Genomic DNA, 22,780 nt, shown 5'->3' on the forward strand with positions numbered 1-22,780 from the left:
GCACATTCGGCGCGCATTCTAGCGCGCTCTGGGAAAAAACAAAGCGCCTAATACTCGCCCTGCGCTGTAAGCAATTGGCCAGGGAAAAATAGCGACGGCAAACCCCTGGACTCGCCGGGGAAAAAACCTTTCAGCCTTGCGTTAGTGACAAACGCCGGGCAAAAAAATGCCCGGCAAGCCGGGCATTTTTTTTCGCGAACCTACAAGTTGTAGCCGCGCTCGTTGTGTTGCGCCAGGTCGAGGCCGACCGCTTCTTCTTCCTCGGTCACGCGCAGGCCCATGACGGCATCCAGCACCTTGAGAATGATGAAGGTGACGATCGCGGTGTAGATCACCGTGAAGCCCACGCCTTTGCACTGGATCCAGACCTGTGCGGCGATGTCGGTCACGGTGCCGAAGCCACCCAGCGACGGAGCAGCGAACACGCCGGTGAGGATCGCGCCGAGGATACCGCCGATACCGTGCACGCCGAAGGCGTCCAGGGAGTCGTCGTAGCCCAGTTTGCGTTTCAGGCTGGTGGCGCAGAAGAAGCACACGACGCCAGCGGCCAGGCCGATCACCAGGGCGCCCATCGGGCCCACGGTGCCAGCGGCTGGAGTGATGGCCACCAGGCCGGCAACCACACCCGAAGCGATACCCAGGGCGCTTGGCTTACCGTGGGTCAGCCACTCGGCGAACATCCAGCCCAGGGCCGCGGCAGCGGTTGCGATCTGAGTCACGAGCATCGCCATGCCGGCGGTGCCGTTGGCGGCGGCAGCGGAGCCGGCGTTGAAGCCGAACCAGCCGACCCACAGCATGGCCGCGCCCATCAGGGTGTAACCCAGGTTGTGCGGAGCCATCGGCGTGGTCGGGAAGCCTTTGCGCTTGCCCAGTACCAGGCAGGCGATCAGGCCAGCCACACCGGCGTTGATGTGCACCACGGTGCCGCCAGCGAAGTCGAGTACGCCCCAGTCCCACATCAGGCCGCCGTTACCGGACCAGACCATGTGCGCGATCGGTGCATAAACCAGGGTGAACCAGACGCCCATGAAGATCAGCATCGCGGAGAACTTCATGCGCTCGGCGAAAGCACCGACGATCAGCGCCGGAGTGATGATCGCGAAGGTCATCTGAAAGGTGATGAACACCGCCTCGGGAAACAGCGCCGCAGGCCCGGTGATGCTGGACGGAGTGACACCGGCGAGGAACGCCTTGCCCATGCCGCCGAAGAACGAGTTGAAGTTGACGACGCCTTGTTCCATGCCCGTGGTATCGAAGGCAATGCTGTAGCCGTAGATGACCCACAGGATGCTGATCAGGCCGGTAATGGCAAAGCACTGCATCAGCACCGACAGAATGTTTTTCGAACGCACCATGCCGCCGTAGAACAGCGCGAGGCCGGGAATGGTCATGAACAGCACCAGGGCCGTCGAGGTGAGCATCCAGGCGGTGTCGCCGGAGTTGAGGACTGGAGCCGCCACTTCGTCTGCCGCCATGGCCAGGCTGGGCATTACGAGGGACAACAGGGCTCCTAGCCCTGCGAATTTACGCAGAGTCATATTGTTTTCTCCTGGGGCGTTGGGGTTTGGCGGCTTAGATTGCGTCGGTATCGGTTTCGCCGGTACGGATGCGAATAGCCTGTTCCAGATTGACCACGAAGATCTTGCCGTCACCGATCTTGCCGGTGTTGGCCGCCTTGGTTATCGCCTCGATAACCCGGTCAAGATCCTTGTCGTCAATGGCGACATCAATCTTCACCTTGGGCAGGAAATCGACCACATATTCCGCGCCGCGATACAGCTCGGTGTGGCCCTTCTGCCGACCGAAGCCTTTGACCTCAGTAACGGTAATGCCCTGCACGCCGATCTCGGACAGCGACTCGCGCACGTCGTCCAACTTGAACGGCTTGATGATGGCAGTGACTAGCTTCATGAAAACTCTCTCCCGAATTGGTGGACTTGCCCCAGGAAAACAAACCCGACTCAAGTCTAAGCGCAGTGCCTGGCTTTGTAACGCATCGTCGGCCTTCCGCTGCCAGACCGACACCAGCTAACCGCTCCTGACGAAACACTTCCCGCTACGTCTGCCGCACTGCATTCGTCACAGCGACTGCATCAGTGCATGGGTCATCAGCTCCTAAGCAGAAACCTTGCCAGCTCCTGAAAAGCCCCTGATTTCAGCCCCTTGCCGACGATAGCCAGTATCAGCTCGCCATCACCGCCGCAGATACGCACAAAAACGGTGCGTCGCCGCGCAGCGCCATGCGCGAAAAACGTGCGTCCCTGCCCTCGTCCGTGCCTGCGAATGCTGCGTGATACACTGCGCGCCATCAGTTTTCAGGACCTTCCCATGCTCGCGCCCAAAGACCTTCTCGACGCCCTGAGCGGCCACGCCTCCCGCCTGTTCAGCGGCGACACCCCGCTGCCTCGCAATGAAATCGAAAGCCAGTTCAAGGCCCTGCTGCAAAGCGGCTTCAGCAAACTGGACCTGGTCAGCCGCGAAGAATTCGACAGCCAAATGGTGGTGCTGGCCCGCACCCGTGCCCGCCTGGAAAGCCTTGAAGCCAAGGTCAGCGAACTCGAAGCCCGGCTCAACCCGCCAACCGAATGACCGGCTGCGCGGGAATCTAGGGCCCGGCCAGGCTCAGGTCAGGGGCGACCACTCACCGGGATGACACATCCTGTGAGCATTGCCCGGCTGCCGCCGGCGCCACGCCAACTATCCTTGTAACGCCCGCCGCAGGACGCGGCATGGGCCTCACCAAGGAAGGGCTCATGTCTCTGGCGATCATCCACAGCCGCGCTCAGGTCGGCGTACAGGCACCGGCGGTCAGCGTCGAAGTGCACCTGGCCAACGGCCTGCCCGCGCTGACCCTGGTGGGGCTACCGGAAGCCGCGGTCAAGGAAAGCAAAGACCGGGTGCGCAGCGCGATCATCAACTCGGGTTTCAACTTTCCGGCACGGCGCATCACCCTCAACCTGGCACCGGCCGACCTGCCCAAGGACGGCGGACGCTTCGATCTGGCGATTGCCCTGGGCATTCTCGCCGCCAGCGTGCAGGTGCCCAGCCTGGCGCTGGATGAAGTCGAATGCCTGGGTGAGCTGGCGTTATCCGGCGCCGTGCGCGCGGTGCGCGGCGTGCTTCCGGCGGCCCTGGCCGCGCGCAGCGCCGGACGCACGCTGGTGGTACCGCGGGCGAATGCCGAAGAAGCCTGCCTGGCATCGGGCCTGAAAGTGATCGCGGTCGACCACCTGCTGGAGGCGGTGGCGCATTTCAATGGCCATGCGCCGATCGAGCCGTTTGTTTCCAATGGTTTGCTGCAAGCGGACCGCCCTTACCCCGACCTGAATGAAGTCCAGGGCCAGCTGGCGGCCAAAAGGGCGCTGCTGGTGGCGGCGGCAGGTGCCCATAACCTGCTGTTCAGCGGCCCGCCAGGCACCGGCAAGACCCTGCTTGCCAGCCGCTTGCCCGGCCTGCTGCCGCCATTGCAGGAACAGGAAGCACTGGAAGTGGCAGCGATTCAGTCGGTCGCCAGCCACATCCCCTTGTGCCACTGGCCACAACGACCGTTTCGCCAGCCCCACCACTCCGCGTCCGGGCCGGCACTGGTGGGTGGCGGCTCGAAACCGCAACCCGGAGAAATCACCCTGGCCCATCACGGGGTGCTGTTTCTCGATGAGCTGCCGGAATTCGACCGCAAGGTGTTGGAGGTGCTGCGAGAACCGCTGGAATCGGGCGAGATCGTGATCGCCCGCGCCCGGGATCGGGTGCATTTTCCGGCGCGCTTCCAGCTGGTGGCGGCGATGAACCCCTGCCCCTGCGGCTACCTGGGCGAACCCAGCGGCCGCTGTCGCTGTACCCCGGAGCAGATCCAGCGCTATCGCAACAAGCTCTCGGGCCCGCTGCTCGACCGAATCGACCTGCACCTGACCGTCGCCCGGGAAACCACCGCCTTGAACCCCACCCCGCAGCCCGGGGCAGACACGGCCCACGCCGCCGCCCTGGTGGCACAGGCCCGGGAATGCCAGCAGCAACGCCAGGGTTGCGCCAACGCCTTTCTCGATTTGCCGGGGCTGCGCGCGCATTGCAGGTTATCCACAGCCGACGAGCATTGGCTGGAGAACGCCTGCGAACGTTTGACCCTGTCGCTGCGCGCCGCGCATCGCCTGCTCAAGGTCGCCCGGACCCTGGCCGACCTCGAGCAACGCGAACAGATCAGTCGCGAGCACCTGGCGGAAGCACTGCAATACCGTCCCAGCGCCAGCAGTGTCTGATCACTCCTTGGACAGGTCGACCAGGGGCGTTGGCCGCACTTCAGTCTGGCGTCCGTCCTGGATCTGGGTGATCCGGGCCAGGGACTTATCCACAGCCGGCTTGTCCGCCAGCAGGCTGTAGCGAATCTGGAACTGCCGCTGCTCCTTGGCGCCGATGGTCGGCACCAGGTTCAGCGGGCGCTGGTAGCGACGGTTGTAGGAGAAGCTGGTGCCCGGCTCCAGGCCGGTGACATAGCCCTGGCCCTGGGTGTCGGTATTTTTCCACAGCGAGAACACTGGCAACTGTTGCGTGTTGAAGCCCAGGGAGACGCCAAGGTTGCCGGCCTTGTTGTGCAGCACGGCCAGGGTCTCGCCCTTGGCATCGGCATAAGGCACCACGTTGTAGACGGTTTCGTCGTAGTCGCGGGTTGGGCCGCGATAAGTCTGCCACTGCCCCAGATCCGCCTTGGCCTTGTCGTTGAACGGCGAGACCTGCTTCACCGGAGCGGCAAAACGTGCGCCCTCTTCAAGGAACGGTGTGCTGAAGTTGCTGTGGTACAGCGCCTGGTATTCCTTCGGGTAATCGCCGTTGTTGGTCAGGGTGTCGTTGAGGGCAAAGCTCACGCTGCCGGGTTCGGTCAGCAGTTCGGTGACCACCGTGAAGTCGACCTTCTTGAACGCCTGCTCCTTGAGCTCGCCGCGCAGACTGATGGCATAGGGCGGCTTTTCGTCGATGTGCAGGGTGACTCTGTTCGCCGGAATATTCGCCGCCCGGCCATGCAGGGTCAGCAGCTCGCCGTTATCCATCCCCGGATGGCCGACCCATTCGTAGCCGCAGCGGGTGACCAGCTCGTTGAAGCCTTCGAGCCAACCCAGGCCACCGCGGCCGTTGAGCTCGATAAAGGCCGGATTGACCACTTCCTTGACCGGTGAATCCCACCCCAGGCGCACCGAGCCTACGGAAGCCTGAAGGACGTTCATGCCACGGGTGGGGACGACCGAGAGTTTCATCGCGCCGTTATCGATGTCGACAATGCTCACCCCTTCCTGGCGCCCTCCGTGCAGGGTGCGCAGGGTGACAGAGAAGGGTTTGTCGATTTTGAGCCCCAGCTGTTGGCTGGTGATGTGCAGGTTTTGCGCGGCCTTGTCGGTGTCGAGCAGTACATAGTCCCAGGCCATGGCGTGGGAGGCGGCCGTCAACGCGCCGAGGGTGACAAACAGTTTAAGCGGAGTCATGGAAGTTGCCTTTCTTGGAGTTGTGCAATTTTTATAGCGCTGAAGAAACGTTTCAGCAAGCATAAAAAACGGCATCAGGCAGACAAGATCAGGCGAACCCCAGCATCAGTCGACTAGTCGGATCTTCAGCAGCAGCCGCGCCACCTCCATGACTTCGTCCAAAGCCGCTGCCGCCGCCGCATGCGAGGGCTGCAACAACAGGTCATCGGCATAGCCCATGGTCTGGGCGAACAATTGGCGCGCTGCGCGTTCGGCGTTCTGGCAGCAAAACACTTGATCGGCCACTCCCTGCTCGATGATGTGCGCCAGCATCGCCTGCCATTCGCCGTTGATCTTCAGGTACGCCTCGGCCATGGGCGCGTCGTGCATGGCCTCGTCCCAGGCGTCCAGCCAGAGCGCCCAGCCGGCGTCCGCCGAGTCGGGCAGGCAGTCGCGCAGGAAGCCTTGCAGCGCGTCCAGCGGCGCGGCACCAGCCAGGGATTGGCGCGCAGTTTCAAGCTGCTCGTCGGCAAAGCGCACGAAGGCCTCACGGCGCAGCTCATTCCAGTCGCTGAAGTAGTGGTAGACGTGGCTGCGGGACAAACCGGCGTGTTCTGCCAGATCCCGGGTGGACACATCGGCGAAACCCTTGCTGCGAAACAGCTCCAGGGCGGCGGCGATGATCTGGTCTTTACGGTCGATACGCGACATGGGGCTTGCCTCCGGACGCCGCTGGATGGACGGCGCTTGCTTTTTGAGCGATCGCTCAAAGATAATTGAGCAGTCGCTCAATATTAGCGTTTATCTTCCCTTCGGTGCACCCATGTCAGCCGTTACGTCGCAAATTCTTGTGGATCAAAGCAAAAAAATCGGTCAGCAATCCGCTGGCCAAACCCTCAAGGCCATCGCCCGGGCGTACCCCGGCAAACTGTTTTTCACCCTGAGCCTGGTGGCCTTGGAAAACGCCCTGCTCCTGGCCTACCCGCTGTTCGCCGGCTTTGCGGTGGACTCGATCATTCGCGGCGACACCGGCAGCGCCCTGGTGTACGCGGTGGTGGTGCTGGCGTTCTGGGTGGTCGGTGCCGCGCGACGCGCCGTGGACACCCGGACCTTCACCCGCATCTACACCGACCTCGCGGTGCCGGTGATCCTCAACCAGCGCCTGCTGAATCAGGACACGTCCACCGCCGCGGCACGGGTGGTGCTGGCGCGGGAGTTCGTCGATTTCTTCGAGAAACACATTCCGACCATCGCCACCGCCCTGGTCTCGATTGTCGGCGCAGCGGCGATGCTGGCGCTGATCGAGCCGTGGATCGGCCTGGCGTGCCTGCTGGCGCTGATCCTGTGCTGCGCCTTGTTGCCACGCTTTGCCCGGCGCAACCAGGCACTGCATGAGCGGCTCAATGACCGGCTGGAAAAAGAGATCGGCATGGTCGCCCGGGTCGGCGCGGCGTCGTTGCAGCGCCATTACCGGGTGTTGTCGCGCCTACGCATCCGGCTCTCGGACCGCGAAGCGGTGGCCTACCTGTTTCTCGGCACGGTGGCGGCGGCGCTGTTTGTGGTCGCCATCAGCCAGTTGGCCCTGTCGCCAGCGGTCAAGGCCGGCCATGTGTATGCGGTGATGACCTACCTGTGGACTTTTGTCAGCAGCCTGGACGAGGCGCCGACCATGGTCGACCAACTGGCCCGCCTGCGGGATATCGGCAAGCGGGTAGACCCCGGCCTGTAGCCGCCGAGCGCCGCTCAGCGCGCGGCCACTGCCCGGTGTTCCATCAGGCCAGCGCAGTCAGGCTCGACAGCGGCTACAGGTGTGCGACGCGCTTTAGCGGAAGCGGTCGACTTCGTGACGCAGGTCGGCGGCGAGAGCTTCCAGTTCCTTGGCGGTGATCGCCAGGTTGGACACCACTTCACGCTGCTCGCTGTTGGCCTGGGCAATGCTTTGCAGGTTGCTGCTGAGCAGGGTCGCGGTGCTGCTCTGCTCCTGGGTCGCGGTGGTGATGGCGGCGAACTGCTGGCCGGCACTGCGGCTCTGTTCATCGATCCGGGCCAGGGCCGAAGCCACATTGGCGTTGCGCGACAGGCCCTCCTGCATCAACCGGTTGCCCTGCTCCATGGTGCTGATGGCGTTGCCGGTTTCCTGCTGGATGCTGCCGATCATCACCGAGATTTCATCGGTTGCCTCACGGGTGCGCGAGGCCAGGTTGCGCACCTCATCGGCCACCACTGCAAATCCGCGCCCCTGCTCACCAGCCCGGGCGGCTTCAATGGCCGCATTGAGCGCCAGCAGGTTGGTCTGGTCGGCAATGGCGGTGATCACCCCGACAATGCCGCCGATTTCCTGGGAGCGCTGGCCCAGGGTGTTGATCACCGTGGCGGTGCTGTTCAGGGCGCTAGCGATCTGCTCCAGGGAGGATGAAGCCTCTTCCATCGAGGTGCGGCCGATGCGCGTCTGCTGGGCGTTTTCCTGAGCCAGGCGCTCGGTGTTGCCCATGTTGTCAGCGATGTTCAGCGAGGTGGCGCTGAACTCTTCCACGGCGCCCGCCATGCTGGTGATTTCGCCGGACTGCTGCTCCATGCCCTCGTAGGCGCCACCGGACAATCCGGACAACGCCTGGGCCCGGCCGTTGACCTCCTGGGCCGCCCGGCGGATGTGCTCAACCATAGTCGACAGGGCTTCGCCCATCTGGTTGAAACTGCGCGCCAACTGGCCGATCTCATCCTGGCTGGACACATTCAGCCGTACGCTCAAGTCGCCGGCGCCCAGGGCCTCGGCCTGACGCACCAGGTCTGCCAGGGGCGCCAGTTTGCTGCGCAACAGCCAGACCGCCGCGCCAACCGCCAGCAGCATCGCCAGCAGACTGCCGATGACCAGGCGCAGGCCGACACTCCAGGTCACCGCGCGGATTTCCGCTTTCGGCATGCTCGCCACCACCGCCCAGGGGCCACCCTCGAACGGCACCGCCAGGCTGTAGAAGTCTTCGGCCTTGTCACTCCAGAAGCGGCCCTTGCCCGGTTGGCGAATCAGCTCGGCCATGGTCGGCAGCGCCTGATCCAGCGCCTGCACGCCGGCAGGCGGAACCAGCCATTTGTTTTGCTCATCCAGCAAGGCCAGAGAACCGGTCTGGCCGATGCGGAAGCGCCTGAGATTGTCGAACTGGGCGTTCTGCGCATCGGTGTAGTCGAAACCGACGAACAACACCGCAATCACCTTCCCGCTGCTGTCGCGCACCGGCGTGTATTGGGTCATGTAGGAGCGGTCGAACAGCAGCGCGCGGCCGACGTAACCCTGCCCCGCCATGAGCTTCTGGTAGGCCGGGTGGGCATGGTCGAGCAAGGTGCCGATGGCGCGGCTGCCGTCCTGTTTGCTCAGCGAGGTGCTGACGCGGACAAAATCATCGCCGCTGCGGACAAACACGGTCGCCACGCCAGCCGTCATCTGCTTGAACTCGTCGACCTCCTCGAAGTTGTTGTTCAACACCTGGCCGCCCAGGTGCAGGCCCGGCGTGGAGGTGCCGGCCACTGTCACCGGCTGCTCGGGGTGCAGGCTCAGGCCGCCGCTGAAGCGTTTTTCGAACAGCCCGCTCAGGCGCTGGGTGCTTTCGCGCAGGGTGCTGTGGAACGTGTTGAGCTGATCGGCCAGCAGCCGCGCTTCGCTGGCCAGGTGCTCTTCCCGCGTGTCGAGGTTGGCGGAATCCAGCGAACGCAGGGCAAAAACGGCACTGCCGCTGATCACGATCGCCAAGATCACAGCCAGGGCAAGGCCCAGCTGTGAGGCAATACGGGCACGGGGTTGAGGCATGACGGCTCCTGACCGAGAGCCCGGATCATCCTGATCAGGTCGCGTGCTCGGCAAAATTTTCCAGTAAGGGGGACGGGGGGAACGCTGCAGGACGCAAGTTCCACTTTCTAGGATTCGGCGGCAACGATGAATACTTGAGCAATTCGCACGGTTATCACTCAAGGCCGCTCCCACGGGCGCTACATCGTTTCAGCCGAGGCGCTCTACCTCAGGCAATTGCATGGCCTGGACCTCGCCCTGGAGAAAATCGCTGAGGCGGCGCAAACGTTCACCTCCGGGCCGGGTTTTCGGCCAGACCAGGTAATAGTTCTCGCCACTGGCCACCGCAGTCGGCCACGGCAGGCTCAGCCGACCCTGGGCCACATCTTCGGCGACCATCAGCAAATCGCCCATGGACACGCCGTAGCCCCGGGCCGCGGCAATCATCCCCAGCTCCAGGGTGTCGAAGACCTGCCCGCCCTTGAGCGAGACCTGATCGGACAAACCCATGCGCTCCAGCCAGCTGCGCCAGTCGCGGCGGTCCGGGGTCGGGTGCAGCAATTCGGTGACGGCCAGGCGCGCCACATCCCATGGCTGGTCATTGAGCAGGTTCGGCGCACCGACCGGGATCAACAGCTCGGGAAACAGGTAGCTGGCCTCCCAGTCCGCCGGAAAGTGGCCGTTGCTCAGCAGCACCGCGCAATCGAAGGGTTCCTGGTTGAAGTCCACCGAATCGATGTCCATCCAGGCGCTGGTCAGTTGCACCTCGTTGCCCGGCTGCAGGTGGCGAAAACGGCTGAGCCGCGCCAGCAGCCAACGCATGGTCAGGGTCGACGGCGCCTTCATCCGCAGAATGTCATCCTCGGCGCGCAAGGTATTACAGGCCCGCTCCAGGGCGCTGAAGCCTTCGCGAACGCCCGGCAACAGCAGGCGCGCGGCTTCCGTGAGTTGCAGGTTACGCCCGCTGCGCTTGAACAACCGGCAGGCGAAGTGCTCCTCCAGGGTGCGGATATGTCGGCTGACCGCGCTCTGGGTAATCGATAACTCTTCGGCCGCGCGGGTGAACGAACTGTGCCGGGCCGCAGCCTCAAAGGCGCGCAAGGCATACAGGGCAGGAAGACGACGAGACATGTAACGCTCTCCGTGGGCGGTGCGGCCACGCTACCAGAAACGAGTTCGCATGAGTTTTAATCATGCCAGTAATCGTTTTTATCCTTTTGTGCAATGCGCCACAAGCGCCGAGAATCAGCGCTCTTGACCCATTGCCCATTGCCGAGCCTGATGACCATGCAGCATCCAGCACGTACCGAACTCCGGGCCATCCTGCGGCTGGCGGGGCCGCTGATCGCCTCGCAGTTGGCGCACATGTTGATGGTCCTCACCGACACCCTGATGATGGCCCGGCTCAGCCCAGAGGCCCTGGCCGGGGGCGGGCTGGGCGCGGCCAGCTATTCGTTCGTGTCGATTTTCTGCATCGGGGTAATTGCCGCGGTCGGCACCCTGGTGGCGATTCGTCAGGGTGCCGGCGACATCGAAGGCGCCACGCGCCTGACCCAGGCCGGGCTCTGGCTGGCCTGGCTGATGGCGCTGGTGGCAGGCCTGCTGCTGTGGAACCTGAAGCCGGTGCTGCTGCTGTTCGGCCAGACCGAAACCAACGTCGACTCCGCCGCGCAGTTCCTGCTGATTCTGCCCTTCGCCCTGCCCGGCTACCTGAGCTTCATGGCCTTGCGCGGCTTTACCAGCGCTATCGGCCGCGCCACGCCGGTGATGGTCATCAGCCTGGGCGGCACCGTGGCCAACTTCCTGCTCAACTACGCACTGATTACCGGCATGTTCGGCCTGCCGAAACTGGGCCTGATGGGCATCGGCCTGGTGACCGCCATCGTCGCCAACTGCATGGCCCTGGCTCTGGCCTGGCACATCCGGCAGCACCCGGCGTACGCTGCTTATCCGTTGCGCCAGGGCCTGTCGCGGCTCAACCGCCACTACCTGCGGGAGCTGTGGCGCCTGGGCCTGCCCATCGGCGGCACCTATGCGGTCGAGGTCGGATTGTTTGCCTTCGCCGCGCTGTGCATGGGCACCATGGGCAGCACCCAATTGGCAGCGCACCAGATCGCGTTGCAGATCGTTTCGGTGGCGTTCATGGTGCCGGCGGGGATTTCCTATGCGATCACCATGCGCATCGGCCAGCACTACGGCGCTGGGCAATTGCTCGACGCGCGCCTGGCGGGACGGGTGGGGATCGCCTTCGGTGCGGTAGCGATGCTGTGTTTTGCCATGGTGTTCTGGCTGCTGCCGAATCAGTTGATCGGGCTGTTCCTGGACCACAATGACCCGGCCTTCCGCGAAGTGATCAACCTGGCCGTGAGCCTGTTGGCGGTAGCGGCCTGGTTCGAACTGTTCGACGGCACGCAAACCATCGCCATGGGCGCGATTCGCGGGCTCAAGGACGCCAAGACCACCTTCCTCGTCGGCCTCGGCTGCTACTGGTTGATCGGGGCCCCGGCGGCCTGGTTGATGGCCTTCACCCTGGGCTGGGGGCCGACCGGCGTGTGGTGGGGCCTGGCCCTGGGCCTGGCGTGCGCCGCCATCAGCCTGACCCTGGCCTTCGAATGGCGGATGAAACGCATGTTGCGCCTGGAGCCCCAGGTGCAGCCATCGGCCTATGCCTCGGCCCAGGTGGATTCGTAAAGATCGGTTGAACTGGCGAGCGGGATTGCCCCCTCGCCAGGCGGGTTAGCTCACCACGTCCGCCATGGATCGCTGGCTGCTGCCAAAGGTCAGGTACTCCACCAACTCCGCCAGGGGCAGCGGTTTGCTGATCAGGTACCCCTGCGCCTGGTCGCACCCGAAGCCGCGCAGCAGGGCCAGTTGCTCCGGTGTTTCGACCCCCTCGGCCACCACTTCCAGGTTGAGGTTGTGCGCCAGGTTGATCATGGCGTGCACCAACTTGCGGTTCTCCTCGCGCAGCTCCATGCCGCCGACAAAACTCTTGTCGATTTTGAGCAGGGCGATCGGCAGGCTGTTGAGGTGCACGAAGGACGAGAAGCCAGTGCCGAAGTCGTCCAGGGAAAAGCGCACGCCCAGGCGCCCCAGGGCGTCCATGGTCTGCTTGACCAGGTCACTGCGGCGCATCACTGCGGTTTCAGTCAGTTCGAACTCCAGCCACTGCGCTTCGACGCCGCGCTCGGCAATCAGCCGGCTCAGGGTCGACAGCAACTGGCTGTCCTGGAACTGCCGGAACGACAGGTTGACCGCCATGTGCAGCGGCGGCAAGCCGCGCTCACGCAGGGCCTGCATGTCCCGCAGGGCACGGGAAATCACCCAGTACCCCAAGGGCACGATCAGCCCGCTCTGCTCGGCCAGGGGCACGAACTCGCTGGGCGGCAGCAGGCCCCGTTCGCCGTGGCGCCAGCGCACCAGGGCCTCGAGGCCGACGATTTGTCCGTCATGCAGGTTCAGGCGCGGCTGGTAATGCAGCTCCAGCTCGTCGCGGCGCAAGGCTCGGCGCAGTTCGCTTTCCAGATCGGCGAGGCTGCGGGCATTGCGATTGATGCGTTCATTGAAGATATGAAAGGTGCAGCCCTGGGTGCTCTTGGCCTGCTGCATGGCGATGTGAGCGTGCCACATCAGCGGGTCCGCCCCGGCATTGGCCCGGGCATGGGCCACGCCCAGGCTGCAGCCGATCAGCAGGCTTTCGCCGTCGATCCAGTAGGGTTCGGCCATGGCCTCGGTAATGCGCTCGGCCATCCATTCGGCCCGCTGCGGCGCACGGCGTGTATCGATCAGCAAGGCAAACTCGTCGCTGCCCAGGCGCGCCAGTTGATCGCCGGCCTCAAGCTGGCTCTTGAGCCGCGAGACCACCTGCAGGATCAAGCGGTCGCCGGCCTGGTGGCCGAGGGCGTCGTTGGCATGCCGGAAGTTGTCGAGGTCCAGGTGCCCCAGTGCCAGCCCGCGTCCTTCGTTTTCAACCAGGCGCGCGGCAAGCAGGGTCTGGAACCCCTGTCGGTTGGCGATACCGGTCAGCGGGTCCTGTTCGGCCAGGCGCTGCAGCGTGGTTTCCAGCACGCCGCGCTCACGCACATGGCGCAGGCAACGCCGCAGGATATCGGGGTTCAGGGCGCTGCGAATCAGCCAGTCACTGACACCCACCGGGGTCACCGAGGGTTCGTGGTCCAACAGCAGGACGGTGGGCAAACTGCAGCGACCGGGGGCCGGTTGCAAGGAGGCAATGGTCAACAAGACCGCGCTGCGATCGTCATTGAACAGACGGCTGACAGAATCCCAGGTCGGGGCACTGATCAGCACAACCGAGTCTCCCAACGGAGCGAGACACTCGCGCAACAACGCTGCCCATGCCGGCTCTTCGGCCAGTAGCAGCAAACGCAAGGGTTCGACAGGCTTAGACAAGCTAGCTCCCTAGACTCTGCAAAAGAAGTTGGCGGTGGGCATTATGACGCGCGAATAAACAATGACAAATGGTATTGATTATCAAACGCAATTTCTTGTACCGCTCTAACTCGAACATTAGACGCATATTCAGCGCGCATCCTGCGGGAAAGTATCAAAACCGGCAAATTTAGATCGCGTGTTGCGTCACAAGTCGGAGAGAGGCAGCAGAATCTGTCCAGCCTGTTAAAATGCCCGCCCATTTCGCAACAGACTCCCTTTTCCGTCATGTCCCGACTCAATCCCCGGCAGCAAGAAGCCGTGAACTACGTCGGCGGCCCTCTTTTGGTGCTCGCCGGTGCTGGCTCCGGCAAGACCAGCGTGATCACCCGCAAAATCGCGCACCTGATCCAGAACTGCGGCATCCGCGCCCAGTACATCGTGGCCATGACCTTTACCAACAAGGCGGCGCGGGAGATGAAGGAGCGTGTCGGCACCCTGCTCAAGGGCGGCGAGGGCCGTGGGCTGACCGTGTGCACCTTCCACAACCTGGGCCTGAACATCATCCGCAAGGAACATGTGCGGCTGGGCTACAAACCGGGCTTCTCGATCTTCGACGAGACCGACGTCAAGGCCCTGATGACCGACATCATGCAGAAGGAATACTCGGGCGACGACGGCGTCGACGAGATCAAGAACATGATCGGCGCCTGGAAAAACGACCTGATCCTGCCGCCCGAAGCTCTGGAAAACGCACGCAACCCCAAGGAACAGACCGCCGCTATCGTCTACACCCACTACCAGCGCACGCTCAAGGCGTTCAACGCGGTGGACTTCGACGACCTGATCCTGCTCCCGGTGAAGCTGTTCCAGGAACACGCCGACATCCTGGAAAAATGGCAGAACAAGGTCCGCTACCTGCTGGTGGACGAATACCAGGACACCAACGCCAGCCAGTACCTGCTGGTGAAGCTGCTGATCGGCACGCGCAACCAGTTCACCGTGGTCGGCGACGACGACCAGTCGATCTACGCCTGGCGCGGCGCCCGCCCGGAAAACCTGATGCTGCTCAAGGACGACTACCCGTCCCTGAAAGTGGTGATGCTGGAGCAGAACTACCGCTCCACCAGCCGTATCCTGCGTTGCGCCAACGTGCTGATCTCCAACAACCCCCACGAGTTTGAAAAACAACTGTGGAGCGAGATGGGCCACGGCGACGAGATCCGCGTGATCCGCTGCCGCAACGAAGACGCCGAGGCTGAGCGGGTAGCGGTGGAGATTCTCACCCTGCACCTGCGCACCGATCGCCCGTACAGCGATTTCGCGATCCTGTATCGCGGTAACTATCAGGCCAAGCTGATCGAGCTGAAGCTGCAGCACCATCAGATTCCTTACCGGCTTTCCGGCGGCAACAGCTTTTTCGGACGCCAGGAAGTGAAAGACCTGATGGCCTACTTCCGCCTGATCGTGAACCCGGATGACGACAACGCTTTCCTGCGGGTGATCAACGTTCCGCGCCGGGAAATCGGCTCGACGACCCTGGAAAAACTCGGCAACTACGCCACCGAACGCAAGATTTCGATGTACGCCGCCACCGATGAAATCGGTCTCGGCGAGCACCTGGACAGCCGCTTCACCGACCGCCTGGCGCGCTTCAAGCGCTTTATGGACCGGGTGCGCGAGCAGTGCGCCGGCGAAGACCCGATCTCTGCCCTGCGCAGCATGGTCATGGACATCGACTACGAGAACTGGCTGCGCACCAACAGCTCCAGCGACAAGGCCGCCGACTACCGCATGGGCAACGTGTGGTTCCTGATCGAAGCCCTGAAAAACACCCTGGAAAAAGACGAAGACGGCGACATGACCGTCGAAGACGCCATCGGCAAGCTGGTCCTGCGCGACATGCTGGAACGTCAGCAGGAAGAGGAAGACGGCGCCGAAGGCGTGCAGATGATGACCTTGCATGCCTCCAAGGGCCTGGAATTCCCCTACGTGTTCATCATGGGCATGGAAGAGGAAATCCTCCCGCACCGCTCCAGTATCGAAGCCGACACCATCGAGGAAGAGCGGCGCCTGGCCTACGTGGGCATTACCCGCGCACGCCAGACCCTGGCCTTTACCTTTGCCGCCAAGCGCAAGCAGTACGGCGAGATCATCGATTGCGCGCCCAGCCGCTTTCTCGATGAGCTGCCACCGGACGACCTGGCCTGGGAAGGCAATGACGACACGCCGACCGAAGTCAAAGCCGTTCGCGGAAACACCGCACTGGCGGATATACGCGCGATGTTAAAGCGCTAGAATTGCCGACTTTTTACCGCACTCTATTTATCAGCGCTTAGGCGCACAAGGCGCCCAAAGAGGAAAGCTTCATGGAAGCACTGCACAAGAAAATTCGCGAAGAAGGCATCGTGCTTTCCGATCAGGTCCTGAAAGTCGACGCCTTTCTCAACCATCAGATCGACCCGCAACTGATGAAGCTGATCGGCGACGAATTCGCCACGCTGTTCAAGGACTCGGGCATTACCAAGATCGTCACCATCGAAGCCTCGGGCATTGCCCCGGCGATCATGACCGGTCTGAACCTCGGTGTGCCGGTGATCTTCGCCCGCAAGCACCAGTCCCTGACCCTGACCGAGAACCTGTTGTCGGCCACCGTCTACTCCTTCACCAAGCAGACGGAAAGCACCGTGGCCATCTCGCCACGGCACCTGACCAGCAGCGACCGGGTGCTGATCATCGATGACTTCCTGGCCAACGGTAAGGCCTCCCAGGCGCTGATTTCGATTATCAAGCAGGCCGGCGCCACCGTTGCCGGCCTGGGTATCGTCATCGAAAAGTCGTTCCAGGGCGGGCGTGCCGAACTGGATGCCCAAGGCTACCGCGTGGAGTCTCTGGCCCGCGTGCAATCCCTGGCCGGCGGCGTGGTCAGCTTCATCGAGTAAAGTGCGCGACGGCGCCGGCGGCGTGCCGGCGCCACGGGTGGTCCGCCGTTACAGGCGGGTTTCCTGCAAGGCTGCCAGCAGCAGCCGCTGATACAGATCCTCACGCAAGCCTTCGGGTTTCTCCAGCTGCATGCGCGCCAGGTGCAGGGGAAAAGCCTCGGCCTCCGGCGCGTCCAGCGCGGCCTTGCCCAGCTCCAGAATCTCGGTGAGCTTGAACTTGCTCTTGAGCCAGTTGAGGGCCCGCAGCAGATCCCGCTCTTGCGCACTGAAATCACTGCCCAACGGATACTCCGGGAACAAGTGCGGGTGCCGTGCGCGAATCGTCTGCAAACGCTGTGGGCTGTTGTCGGTAAATCGCGGTTCCAGCTGAAAGTCCTTGGGTAGCTTGCCGACTTTCTGCGCTTGCTCGATCAGCCCGGGCTGGAAGCGTGAGTCGCTGATATTGAGCAGGGCCTCGATCACCTTGGCGTCGGTCTTGCCCCGCAGGTCGGCGATGCCGTACTCGGTGACCACGATATCGCGCAGATGGCGCGGGATGGTGCAGTGCCCGTACTCCCAGACCACGTTCGAACTGACCTCGCCGCCCGACTCACGCCAGCTGCGCAGGATCAGCACCGAACGCGCGCCTTCCAGCGCATGGCCCTGGGCGACGAAGTTGTACTGCCCGCCGACCCCACTCAGCACCCGGCCGTCTTCCAACTGATCGGCGACACCGGCACCGAGCAAGGTGACCATGATCGAGCTGTTGATAAACCGCGCATCCCGACGTTGCAGGCGCTTGAGCTCTTCCTGGCCATACAGCTCGTTGATGTAGCTGATGCGCGTCATGTTGAATTCAAGGCGCTTGCTTTGCGGCAGCTCCCGCAGGCGCTGATAAAAACTGTGCGGCCCCAGGAAGAACCCGCCATGCACCGAGATGCCGTCGGTTTGCGCCGCTTCATCCAGGGTGCCGTCATTGGCCTGCTGCTGGGTCTTGATATCCGGGTAGACCTTGCGCCGCACGATCCCGGCGTCCGCCAGCACCAGCAGGCCGTTGACGAACATTTCGCTGCAACCGTAGAGGCCCTTGGCAAAGGGCTCGACTCCGCCTTCGCGGCCAATCAGCGGCGCCCAGTAATAGGCATCGATGTCGGTCAGCAGTGAGCGATAGGCGTCGTTGTCTGCCTGCCGGGCCAGCAATGCGGCGGTCAGGGCGTCGCCCATGGAGCCGATGCCGATCTGCAAAGTGCCGCCGTCGCGCACCAACGTGCTGGCGTGCAAACCGATGAAATGGTCCTGGAACCCCACCGGCATGTTCGGCGTGGAAAACAGCGTGGTGCGGTCCTTTTCATCGATCAGCAGATCGAAGCCGTCCATGTCGAGTTCGGCGTCACCCGGCATGTACGGCAGCTCGTCGTGAACCTGGCCGACCATGAGGATGGTCTCGCCGGCAGCACGACGCTTGGCGATCATCGGCAGCAGATCAAGGGTGATGTCCGGGTTGCAGCTCAGGCTCAGCCGATCCGGATGATCAGGGTGGCTGGCCACCAACTGCGCCACCAGGTTCAGGCCACTGGCGTTGATGTCGCGGGCGGCGTGGCTGTAGTTGCTGCTGACATAGTCCTGCTGCGCGGGGGCACTGTTGAGCAGGCTCCCGGGCTGCATGAAGAACTGCTCGACATGGATGTTGCGGGGCAGGCTGTCGTGTTGCAGGTCGGCGAGGAAATCCAGCTCGGGGTAGTCGCCGAATATGCGTTCGACAAAGGGTTCGAGAAAGCGCTTCTGCAAGCCATCGCCCAGGGTCGGACGGCCCAGGCTCAAGGCGGTGTAGATGGTCAGCTGCCGTTCGGGCAGTTGCTTGATGCGGCGGTACAGCGCATTGGCAAACTGGTTAGGCTTGCCCAGGCCCAGGGGCATGCCCATGTGAATATGCGCCGGCAGGCGCGCCAGCACGTCATCGACTGCCTGCTCGATTGAACACAACTGCACCATACGACTCTCCCGAACGTTCCATGAATTGGGGTTGGACCGAGCTTGCCGGGTCTTTACTGCATTGACCAGTGTGGAGGCCGAATCGCGGGCACAAAAAAGCCGCTCGTAAGCGGCTTTTTCGCTGAAGATTGACCTTATTTCAGGCCAGACATCTTCTCGATGGCGCCTTTGAGCTCGTCATCGGAGCAATCGGCACAAGTGCCTTTTGGCGGCATGGCGTTGATCCCGGTAATGGCCTTGGCCAGGATGCCGTCGAGGCCGCCCTGGTGATCGGCACGCTCTTTCCAGGCTGCGGTGTCACCGATTTTCGGTGCGCCGAGCAGACCGGTGCCATGGCAAGCGTTGCAATGCTTGGCAATCACTTCATCAGGGGTTTTCGCCCCTCCACCACCGACAGAGGCGGCGACTTCCATGCCCTTGCATTCCTGCCCCTGAACACAGACCTGACCGACCGGTGCAAGGCGTTGGGCAATATCATCATTAGTCGCAGCTTGAGCGCTGACTGCCCATAGGGCCAATACGGTTGCTGGTGCGGCCAGCATTTTCATAATTAGGTTCACGCGTACACCCTCAATGGTGGCTAGTCACGCCCACGGCCACGGTTTCGCAGGCGGGCGCAAGTATAACGGTTAGCCCGCCACACTGAAACAACCCTAAAGTCGATGGGGTCTTAAAGGTGGCGAAATGGCACTTCGGGCGTCGCCGCAAGCCTTGCAGGACGCCTCTTCTATTAGAAATTCGCTGGCGTGGCTGCGCTGATTAGTCGCGCCGGTACATCGAAAGGATTTCGGAAACGGTGCGGCTTGGTACTTTCAAAGTAGTAGCTGTCGCCCGCTTCGAGCACAAATGTTTCAAGCCCGACCACCAGTTCAAGGCGGCCTTCCACGAGAATTCCGGTTTCTTCGCCTTCGTGGGTGAGCATTTCCTCACCGGTGTCGGCGCCCGGCGGGTAGATCTCGTTGAGAAAGGCGATGGCACGGCTGGGATGGGCGCGCCCCACGAGTTTCATGGTCACGGCGCCATCGGAAATATCGATCAGTTCATGGGCTTTGTAGACGATCTGGCTCGGGGTTTCCTGGAGGATTTCCTCGGAAAAGAACTCGACCATGGACATGGGGATGCCGCCAAGAACCTTCCTAAGCGAGCTGATCGAGGGGCTGACACTGTTCTTCTCGATCATCGAAATGGTGCTGTTGGTGACGCCCGCGCGCTTGGCAAGTTCACGCTGGGAAAGACCTTTCAGTTTACGGATGGATTGCAGTCGTTCACCGACGTCCAATGCGGCAGTCTCCTAGGGAATCAGGCGTTGTTGTAATTGAGCATTATCATGGCGATAGCGTTCAGTATTTACAACACTTGCCCTCCAATCCACCCAGGAGCGGCCTGTCAGGTTCCGACCACTGGCCGTCAGCCCTCGGAATAGAGCCTTGGCACTCGGCGCAGGTTGCAGAAAATCTGGTACGGAATAGTGTCCGCAGCCATCGCCACGTCGCTGGCGAGGATGTTTTTACCCCACAGCTCCACGGTCGAGCCCAGGCCGGCCTGCGGCACATCGGTGAGGTCGATGCACAGCATGTCCATGGACACCCGACCCAGCAATTGGCTGCGCTGGCCAGCCACCAGAACCGGCGTGCCGGTCGGCGCCTGGCGTGGGTAACCGTCGGCATACCCCATGGCAACCACACCAATGCGCATCGGCCGCGTGGTGACGAACTTGGCGCCGTAGCCCACCGGCTCGCCGGCTGGCAACTCACGCACGCAAATCACTTTCGATTCCAGGGTCATGACCGGTTGCAGGCGCGCGGCCACCGGGTTGTTTTCTTCGAACGGGGTTGCGCCATACAGCATGATGCCGGGGCGCACCCAGTCACTGGGAATACTCGGCCACCCCAGGACCGCCGGCGAGTTGCGCAGGCTGACCTCGGCCGCCAGCCCCTCGCGGGCAGCCTGAAACACGGCCACCTGCTCGTCGCTGCGCACGCAATCGAGCTCATCGGCCCGGGCGAAGTGGCTCATCAACACCACTTTCGCCACTTTGCCACTGGCCAGCAGCCGCTGATGGGCAGCCTGATAATCCTTGGGATGCAGGCCAACCCGGTGCATGCCCGAGTCGAGCTTGAGCCAGACCGTCAGCGGCTTGGCCAGGGTTGCCTTCTCGATGGCCTCGAGTTGCCACAGCGAATGCACCACACACCAGAAGTCATGCTCGATGATCAGCGCCAACTCATCGGCCTCGAAAAAGCCTTCGAGCAGCAGCACCGGCGCACGAATCCCCGCCGCGCGCAGCTCCAGGGCTTCTTCGATGCAGGCCACGGCAAAACCGTCGGCCTCGCCTTCCAGTGCCTGGGCACAGCGCACCGCGCCATGGCCATAGGCATCGGCCTTGATCACGGCAAGGGCACGGACGCCCGACAACTCGCGGGCCAGTTGGTAGTTGTGACGCAGGGCTTGAAGGTCGATCAGGGCACGGGCAGGACGCATGGCGGCAGACTTCTAGGCGGTCATGGGGGAAGAAAAAACCGGTGCTGGCCGAAGGCGTGAGCCGCCGACAGCACCGGCAGAGGGATCGGTGTTTAAGGCAAAGCGGCGACTACGGACAGCTCGATCAGGATCTCGGGCTCGCACAGCTTGGCTTCGACTGTGGCACGGGCAGGAGCGACGCCTTTTGGCAGCCATTTGTCCCAGACAGCGTTCATGCCCTCGAAGTGGGCGTCGATGTCTTTCAGGTAAATGGTCACTGACAGCAACTTGCTCTTGTCGGTACCAGCCAGGTCCAGCAAACGCTCGATGTTGGCGAGGGTTTCGCTGGTCTGTTGTTCAATTCCGGCGGTCATGTCGTCGCCGACCTGCCCCGCCAGATAGACGGTGCCGCTGTGAACGACAATCTGGCTCATGCGTTCATTGGTGAGCTGGCGCTGGATTGACATGCTTGGCTGTCTCCTGAGAATTACCGTAACGAGAAATATCGAGGCCTTCGGCGCTGATCTGCGGCGTTTTCTTCGCCATCAGGTCAGCCAGCAAGCGACCGGAACCGCACGCCATGGTCCAACCCAGGGTGCCGTGACCGGTGTTCAAGAACAGGTTGCGGAACGGTGTGGCACCCACAATCGGCGTGCCGTCCGGGGTGGTCGGCCGCAGGCCGGTCCAGAAGCTGGCTTGCGCCAGATCGCCGCCCTGAGGATAGAGGTCGTTGACGATCATCTCCAGGGTTTCGCGCCGGCGCGGGTTCAGCGACAGGTCGAAGCCCGCGATCTCGGCCATGCCGCCGACCCGGATACGGTTGTCGAAGCGAGTGATCGCGACCTTGTAGGTCTCGTCGAGAATGGTCGAGGTCGGGGCCATCGCCGGGTTGGTGATCGGCACGGTCAGGGAGTAACCCTTGAGCGGATACACCGGGGCCTTGATCCCCAACGGCTTGAGCAGTTGCGGCGAGTAGCTGCCCAGGGCCAGCACGTAGCGATCGGCGGTTTCCAGCTTGCCGTCGATCCATACGCCATTGATCCGGTCGCCGGCGAAGTCGAGGCGCTGGATGTCCTGGCCAAAACGGAACTCCACACCCAGTTGGGTGGCCATTTCCACCAGGCGCGTGGTGAACATCTGGCAGTCGCCGGTCTGGTCGTTAGGCAGGCGCAGGGCGCCGGCGAGGATATCGGTGACGTTGGCCAGGGCGGGCTCGACGCGGGCGATGCCCTCGCGGTCGAGCAGTTCGAAAGGCACGCCGGACTCCTTGAGCACGGCGATGTCTTTCGCCGCGCCATCGAGCTGGGCCTGGGTCCGGAACAGCTGGGTAGTGCCCAGGCTGCGGCCTTCATAGGCAATGCCGGTCTCGGCGCGCAGTTCGTCGAGGCAGTCGCGGCTGTACTCGGACAGGCGGACCATGCGCTCCTTGTTCACGGCGTAGCGGCTGGCGGTGCAGTTGCGCAGCATCTGCGCCATCCACAGGTACTGGTCGATATCGGCGGTGGCCTTGATCGCCAACGGCGCGTGGCGCTGCAGCAGCCACTTGATGGCCTTGAGCGGCACGCCCGGTGCGGCCCATGGCGAGGCATAGCCCGGCGACACCTGACCGGCGTTGGCGAAACTGGTTTCCATGGCAGCGGCCGGCTGACGGTCGACCACCACCACTTCAAAACCTGCTCGGGCCAGATAGTAGGCACTGGTGGTACCGATTACGCCGCTACCCAAGACCATAACGCGCATTTTCATATCCCTCATCGCGGCTAAACCGCTGACGTTTGTTATTCAGAGCGAAG

At 62.9% G+C, this 22,780-nt stretch carries 19 protein-coding genes; 6 read left to right on the forward strand and 13 right to left on the reverse strand.

Annotated features, from left to right (window positions below; all coding sequences use genetic code 11):
* Nucleotides 1-200: 200 nt before the first annotated feature.
* A complete protein-coding gene (locus AC19YX_RS15115; protein WP_078470487.1) occupies nucleotides 201-1,538 on the reverse strand; it encodes an ammonium transporter in 1,338 nt (445 codons plus the stop codon).
* A 34-nt stretch (nucleotides 1,539-1,572) separates the two neighbouring features.
* A complete protein-coding gene (gene glnK, locus AC19YX_RS15120; RefSeq protein WP_002555808.1) occupies nucleotides 1,573-1,911 on the reverse strand; it encodes a P-II family nitrogen regulator in 339 nt (112 codons plus the stop codon).
* Between the two features lie 417 nt (nucleotides 1,912-2,328).
* Between glnK and AC19YX_RS15125 the strand changes: the two genes are divergently transcribed.
* Together AC19YX_RS15125 and AC19YX_RS15130 are read left to right on the forward strand one after the other, a co-directional pair.
* Complete coding sequence (locus AC19YX_RS15125; protein WP_078470486.1) at nucleotides 2,329-2,589, forward strand: accessory factor UbiK family protein; 261 nt, start codon at nucleotides 2,329-2,331, stop codon at nucleotides 2,587-2,589.
* Nucleotides 2,590-2,753: 164 nt separating this feature from the next.
* The gene (locus AC19YX_RS15130; protein WP_201128556.1) at nucleotides 2,754-4,253 is read left to right on the forward strand and encodes a YifB family Mg chelatase-like AAA ATPase; all 1,500 of its coding nucleotides are present in this window, start codon (nucleotides 2,754-2,756) and stop codon (nucleotides 4,251-4,253) included.
* On the opposite strand, the gene AC19YX_RS15135 is transcribed toward AC19YX_RS15130, so the two are convergent.
* Nucleotides 4,254-5,468: an aldose 1-epimerase family protein gene (locus AC19YX_RS15135; RefSeq protein WP_078470474.1), complete on the reverse strand. Its 1,215-nt coding sequence runs from the start codon at nucleotides 5,466-5,468 to the stop codon at nucleotides 4,254-4,256. It lies immediately after the preceding gene.
* 105 nt (nucleotides 5,469-5,573) lie between these two features.
* Entirely contained in the window at nucleotides 5,574-6,158 is a 585-nt protein-coding gene (locus tag AC19YX_RS15140) for a TetR/AcrR family transcriptional regulator (RefSeq protein ID WP_500606537.1), read from the reverse strand.
* A 112-nt stretch (nucleotides 6,159-6,270) separates the two neighbouring features.
* Here AC19YX_RS15140 and AC19YX_RS15145 point away from each other — a divergent pair, with 112 nt between their 5' ends.
* Complete coding sequence (locus AC19YX_RS15145; protein ID WP_500606538.1) at nucleotides 6,271-7,176, forward strand: ABC transporter six-transmembrane domain-containing protein; 906 nt, start codon at nucleotides 6,271-6,273, stop codon at nucleotides 7,174-7,176.
* Nucleotides 7,177-7,269: 93 nt separating this feature from the next.
* Here the strand turns inward: AC19YX_RS15145 and AC19YX_RS15150 are convergent, their stop codons facing one another.
* The gene (locus AC19YX_RS15150; protein WP_421548227.1) at nucleotides 7,270-9,246 is read right to left on the reverse strand and encodes a methyl-accepting chemotaxis protein; all 1,977 of its coding nucleotides are present in this window, start codon (nucleotides 9,244-9,246) and stop codon (nucleotides 7,270-7,272) included.
* Nucleotides 9,247-9,435: 189 nt separating this feature from the next.
* The gene (locus AC19YX_RS15155) at nucleotides 9,436-10,356 is read right to left on the reverse strand and encodes a LysR substrate-binding domain-containing protein (protein WP_078470470.1); all 921 of its coding nucleotides are present in this window, start codon (nucleotides 10,354-10,356) and stop codon (nucleotides 9,436-9,438) included.
* A gap of 150 nt (nucleotides 10,357-10,506) precedes the next feature.
* Between AC19YX_RS15155 and AC19YX_RS15160 the strand changes: the two genes are divergently transcribed.
* Nucleotides 10,507-11,916 (forward strand): NorM family multidrug efflux MATE transporter, encoded by a 1,410-nt coding sequence (locus AC19YX_RS15160; protein ID WP_078470584.1) that lies wholly within the window; start codon nucleotides 10,507-10,509, stop codon nucleotides 11,914-11,916.
* A 45-nt stretch (nucleotides 11,917-11,961) separates the two neighbouring features.
* On the opposite strand, the gene AC19YX_RS15165 is transcribed toward AC19YX_RS15160, so the two are convergent.
* Nucleotides 11,962-13,635, reverse strand: a complete 1,674-nt coding sequence (locus AC19YX_RS15165) for a putative bifunctional diguanylate cyclase/phosphodiesterase (protein ID WP_201128565.1) — start codon at nucleotides 13,633-13,635, stop codon at nucleotides 11,962-11,964.
* 267 nt (nucleotides 13,636-13,902) lie between these two features.
* On the opposite strand from AC19YX_RS15165, the gene rep reads away from it, so the two are divergent.
* A complete protein-coding gene (gene rep, locus AC19YX_RS15170; protein ID WP_500606539.1) occupies nucleotides 13,903-15,912 on the forward strand; it encodes a DNA helicase Rep in 2,010 nt (669 codons plus the stop codon).
* A 71-nt stretch (nucleotides 15,913-15,983) separates the two neighbouring features.
* Nucleotides 15,984-16,556, forward strand: a complete 573-nt coding sequence (locus AC19YX_RS15175) for a xanthine phosphoribosyltransferase (RefSeq protein WP_020295998.1) — start codon at nucleotides 15,984-15,986, stop codon at nucleotides 16,554-16,556.
* Nucleotides 16,557-16,604: 48 nt separating this feature from the next.
* Here the strand turns inward: AC19YX_RS15175 and AC19YX_RS15180 are convergent, their stop codons facing one another.
* The 6 genes from AC19YX_RS15180 to dadA form a co-directional block, all read right to left on the reverse strand.
* Entirely contained in the window at nucleotides 16,605-18,527 is a 1,923-nt protein-coding gene (locus AC19YX_RS15180) for an acetyl-CoA hydrolase/transferase C-terminal domain-containing protein (RefSeq protein ID WP_500606540.1), read from the reverse strand.
* 134 nt (nucleotides 18,528-18,661) lie between these two features.
* On the reverse strand, nucleotides 18,662-19,075 hold the full coding sequence (locus AC19YX_RS15185; RefSeq protein ID WP_078470467.1) for a c-type cytochrome: 414 nt from the start codon (nucleotides 19,073-19,075) through the stop codon (nucleotides 18,662-18,664).
* Between the two features lie 182 nt (nucleotides 19,076-19,257).
* A complete protein-coding gene (locus AC19YX_RS15190; RefSeq protein WP_020296001.1) occupies nucleotides 19,258-19,806 on the reverse strand; it encodes a cupin domain-containing protein in 549 nt (182 codons plus the stop codon).
* Between the two features lie 128 nt (nucleotides 19,807-19,934).
* On the reverse strand, nucleotides 19,935-21,008 hold the full coding sequence (gene alr, locus AC19YX_RS15195; RefSeq protein WP_421548225.1) for an alanine racemase: 1,074 nt from the start codon (nucleotides 21,006-21,008) through the stop codon (nucleotides 19,935-19,937).
* A 92-nt stretch (nucleotides 21,009-21,100) separates the two neighbouring features.
* A complete protein-coding gene (locus AC19YX_RS15200; RefSeq protein WP_020296003.1) occupies nucleotides 21,101-21,454 on the reverse strand; it encodes a RidA family protein in 354 nt (117 codons plus the stop codon).
* Nucleotides 21,426-22,727, reverse strand: coding sequence for a D-amino acid dehydrogenase (gene dadA, locus AC19YX_RS15205; RefSeq protein ID WP_078470583.1), 1,302 nt, complete (start codon nucleotides 22,725-22,727; stop codon nucleotides 21,426-21,428). The genes AC19YX_RS15200 and dadA overlap by 29 nt, the downstream gene beginning before the upstream one ends.
* Between the last annotated feature and the right edge of the window lie 53 nt (nucleotides 22,728-22,780).

The organism is Pseudomonas sp. MF09150 (assembly GCF_059862355.1).

Excerpts from the sequence above, each read along its gene's own strand:
- glnK (WP_002555808.1), bottom strand. The coding sequence starts at position 1,911 with ATGAAGCTAGTCACTGCCATCATCAAGCCGTTCAAGTTGGACGACGTG.
- AC19YX_RS15115 (WP_078470487.1), bottom strand. The coding sequence starts at position 1,538 with ATGACTCTGCGTAAATTCGCAGGGCTAGGAGCCCTGTTGTCCCTCGTA.
- AC19YX_RS15155 (WP_078470470.1), bottom strand. The coding sequence starts at position 10,356 with ATGTCTCGTCGTCTTCCTGCCCTGTATGCCTTGCGCGCCTTTGAGGCT.
- AC19YX_RS15145 (WP_500606538.1), top strand. The coding sequence starts at position 6,271 with ATGTCAGCCGTTACGTCGCAAATTCTTGTGGATCAAAGCAAAAAAATC.
- AC19YX_RS15175 (WP_020295998.1), top strand. The coding sequence starts at position 15,984 with ATGGAAGCACTGCACAAGAAAATTCGCGAAGAAGGCATCGTGCTTTCC.
- rep (WP_500606539.1), top strand. The coding sequence starts at position 13,903 with ATGTCCCGACTCAATCCCCGGCAGCAAGAAGCCGTGAACTACGTCGGC.
- AC19YX_RS15140 (WP_500606537.1), bottom strand. The coding sequence starts at position 6,158 with ATGTCGCGTATCGACCGTAAAGACCAGATCATCGCCGCCGCCCTGGAG.
- AC19YX_RS15130 (WP_201128556.1), top strand. The coding sequence starts at position 2,754 with ATGTCTCTGGCGATCATCCACAGCCGCGCTCAGGTCGGCGTACAGGCA.
- AC19YX_RS15200 (WP_020296003.1), bottom strand. The coding sequence starts at position 21,454 with ATGTCAATCCAGCGCCAGCTCACCAATGAACGCATGAGCCAGATTGTC.
- AC19YX_RS15125 (WP_078470486.1), top strand. The coding sequence starts at position 2,329 with ATGCTCGCGCCCAAAGACCTTCTCGACGCCCTGAGCGGCCACGCCTCC.
- dadA (WP_078470583.1), bottom strand. The coding sequence starts at position 22,727 with ATGCGCGTTATGGTCTTGGGTAGCGGCGTAATCGGTACCACCAGTGCC.
- AC19YX_RS15150 (WP_421548227.1), bottom strand. The coding sequence starts at position 9,246 with ATGCCTCAACCCCGTGCCCGTATTGCCTCACAGCTGGGCCTTGCCCTG.
- AC19YX_RS15185 (WP_078470467.1), bottom strand. The coding sequence starts at position 19,075 with ATGAAAATGCTGGCCGCACCAGCAACCGTATTGGCCCTATGGGCAGTC.
- AC19YX_RS15135 (WP_078470474.1), bottom strand. The coding sequence starts at position 5,468 with ATGACTCCGCTTAAACTGTTTGTCACCCTCGGCGCGTTGACGGCCGCC.
- AC19YX_RS15180 (WP_500606540.1), bottom strand. The coding sequence starts at position 18,527 with ATGGTGCAGTTGTGTTCAATCGAGCAGGCAGTCGATGACGTGCTGGCG.
- alr (WP_421548225.1), bottom strand. The coding sequence starts at position 21,008 with ATGCGTCCTGCCCGTGCCCTGATCGACCTTCAAGCCCTGCGTCACAAC.
- AC19YX_RS15160 (WP_078470584.1), top strand. The coding sequence starts at position 10,507 with ATGACCATGCAGCATCCAGCACGTACCGAACTCCGGGCCATCCTGCGG.